At 58.8% G+C, this 2,809-nt stretch carries 2 protein-coding genes; both read left to right on the top strand.

From position 1 onward, the window contains the following. Window positions 1–629 (top strand): toprim domain-containing protein (locus tag AC1DZP_RS35830; RefSeq protein WP_477309029.1); only part of this gene is annotated, 629 nt, incomplete at its 5' end. A gap of 2 nt (window positions 630–631) precedes the next feature. Further along, complete coding sequence (locus AC1DZP_RS35825; RefSeq protein ID WP_477309027.1) at window positions 632–2,536, top strand: UvrD-helicase domain-containing protein; 1,905 nt, start codon at window positions 632–634, stop codon at window positions 2,534–2,536. The last annotated feature ends 273 nt before the right edge of the window (window positions 2,537–2,809 follow it).

Below are 2,809 nucleotides of genomic sequence, written 5' to 3'. Positions count from 1 at the left end.
CATTGGGCGGGCGGCATGTGCAGCATTTCTGGCGGTTGCTGAAACATCTGGGTATTCCGCACGCAACCCTCCTGGATCTCGATCTGGGTCGTAATGGTGGTGGCTTTGGCCGGGTGAAGACGGCAATCGAGAAGCTCATCGAATTCGGTGTGCCAAAAGCCACACTCCTGAAGATCGACAAAGGCATCTTGTCAGACACCGACTTCGCGGCGATGCACACATGGCAGGATGCGGAAGACCGCAAGAACCTCAGAGCTTGGGTCGATAGCCTTAAGCCGCATGACGTCTATTTCTCGGCACCGCTCGACCTTGATCTGGCCATGTTGGAAGCCTTCCCCGACGCGTATAAGGCGATCGTTCCGAAAAGCGGCGGTCCGAAGATGGCCGCCGATAAGGCGGCGGAAGTGGTTCTGGGGACGGCGGGGCCAGGGCTCACGCTCTACACTGGCCCATTCAAGGACTATCCGGCGCTTCTTCCGGCCTATCGCTATCACTTCCTTACCAACAGTAAGCCGGCGACGCACCTCGCGGCCCTGACCCACATCAAGAAAAAGGACCTGGCCGAGAAGATGCCTTCGGTTCTGGCCGAGGTCCTCAAGCACATCGCCAAGTCGCTGCGGCGGGACTAGCCATGGCGGTACTGTCGCGACGGGTTCGCTCGGATGATTGGAAGCCGGTGGGCGTGGAAGCGCTTGAAGCGAACGCATTGAAGGTCGTCCGCTCGGCAGACAATCGATCCGTCATTGCTGGCCCCGGCGCGGGCAAGACCGAGTTGCTAGCGCAACGCGCCGCCTTTCTATTCCAGACGGGCACCGCACCTGCGCCGAGGCGTATTCTCGCGATCAGCTTCAAGCGAGACGCTGCGACCAACCTCGCGGCGCGGGTCCGCCAGCGCTGCCATCGCAATCATGCCGGACGCTTCGATTCCATGACGTTCGATGCCTTTGCGAAGGGGTTAATCGACCGCTTTGGTCAGGCGCTGCCCGACCGCTGGCGGCCACGGCCTGACTACGAAATCATGTTTCCCAATGACCGGGATTATCGCGACTTTCTGTATCAGCAGGTCGGCACGCCACCGGCATCGGTCGGCACCTATGCCGACATTCAGACGATAGCGGTGAAGGCTTTTGAGCGCCGTCAATTGGTGGGGTCGCCGCTCCCGTTGGACGGCTGGTCAAATCCGACGCCGGCTCAATGGGCGGCAGATCGCTTCTGGCAAACGTCGCTTCACGGAGGCAAGAAGAGCGTCCTGTCGTTCCCGATGATCGGGCGGCTCGCTGAACTCCTGTTGCGCGTCAATCCGATGGCGCGCGACGCGCTTCGACTGACCTATTCCCACCTGCTTATGGACGAGTTCCAGGATACGACCCAGATCCAATATGATCTGGTTCGCACGATCTTCCTCGGCACCGACACGGTGATTACGGCCGTTGGCGACAACAAACAGCAGATCATGCGCTGGGCGATGGCAATGGACGATCCATTCACCGCTTTCGACGCCGACTTCGGCGCGAAGCGAACGCCACTCTACAACAACTATCGCTCGTCGCCCGAGCTGGTGCGTATCCAGCATGTTCTAGCCCAAGCTCTAGACGCCCGCGCCGTAGCGCCGGTATCGAAGACCGCGGGGACGATCGCTGGCGACAGTTGCGCGATCTGGGATTTCTCAACGCCAGAAATCGAGGCGCATCGCCTGGCTGCATTCGTCGCCGCCGAGATGAAGACCCACAAACTCGGACCGCGCGATTTCGTTCTACTTGTGCGTCAGAAGGCTGCTGACTACGCGGCTATCCTCGAATCAGCTTTCACGGATGCGGGTATTCCGCTGCGTAATGAGGCGGGCACCGCTGGCACGGTCATGCTGCAAGAACTGCTGGCGGAAGAAGCATCTGAACTGCTCATAGCCATTTTGCGCCTTGCCATGACCAAGCGCGCCGGTCGGTACTGGACGGACTGCCAGGAGGCGCTTGCCGCACTTCGTGGCGTCGCGCCTGATGAAGAGGCTGCGCAGGCTAAACTGGCTCGCGAACTGGACGCATATGCGATCAAACTCAGCGCGATCCATTCCAATCCGCCAAAATCGAAGACGCTGGCGCGATCTCTCATTGATGACGTTCTGGCGTTCATAGGTCGAGAACGGCTGATCGCTGTTAATCCAGCTTACGGACAAGGCGGTTGGCTCGACAAGGTGCTGGATTCAGCAGCGGAGCATCTGCTGGTGTCGTCTACGAATGATGTAGATTGGGCGTCCGCGCTGGACGCCTATGAGGGCATTCATGCGGTCCCGCTGATGACGATTCATAAGAGCAAGGGCTTAGAGTATCACACCGTCATCTTCGTGGCACTCGATGATGGTGCATGGTGGAGCTTTGCCGGCGACCAGATCGAAGCTACGGCCGGATTCTTCGTTGCGTTCACTCGCGCCAAGCAACGCGTTGTCTTTACGTATTGTAAGCGTCGTGGCGAGCGGACTAAGATTGCAACGCTTTACAATCTCTTGAGCAAGGCTGGGGTCAAGAGCACAAAAGTTGCGTAATTGTGTCATCCGTACCCGCGTCAGCGAGCCTGATGCGCTCCTCGGCGCCGGACAATAGTTTTGCTTAAAATCCGCCTATTAATCTTTTTCTTCCAACTGCGGCCGGTCCACCGGTACGCACATCGCTGGCGACTACACCGAAGGCATCTCGGGCGGAAGGTTGGTTCCCTACGAACTCGCCCATGAGATCAAGAATTACAGAATCCCCTGTGGGGATACCACCTACGAGCGACATCTCGCGTATATTGTCCCATCCCGTACACGCTGGGATGA

The organism is Mesorhizobium sp. P2_F8, assembly GCF_056403655.1.
This window is presented reverse-complemented; position numbering and strand designations above follow the sequence as displayed.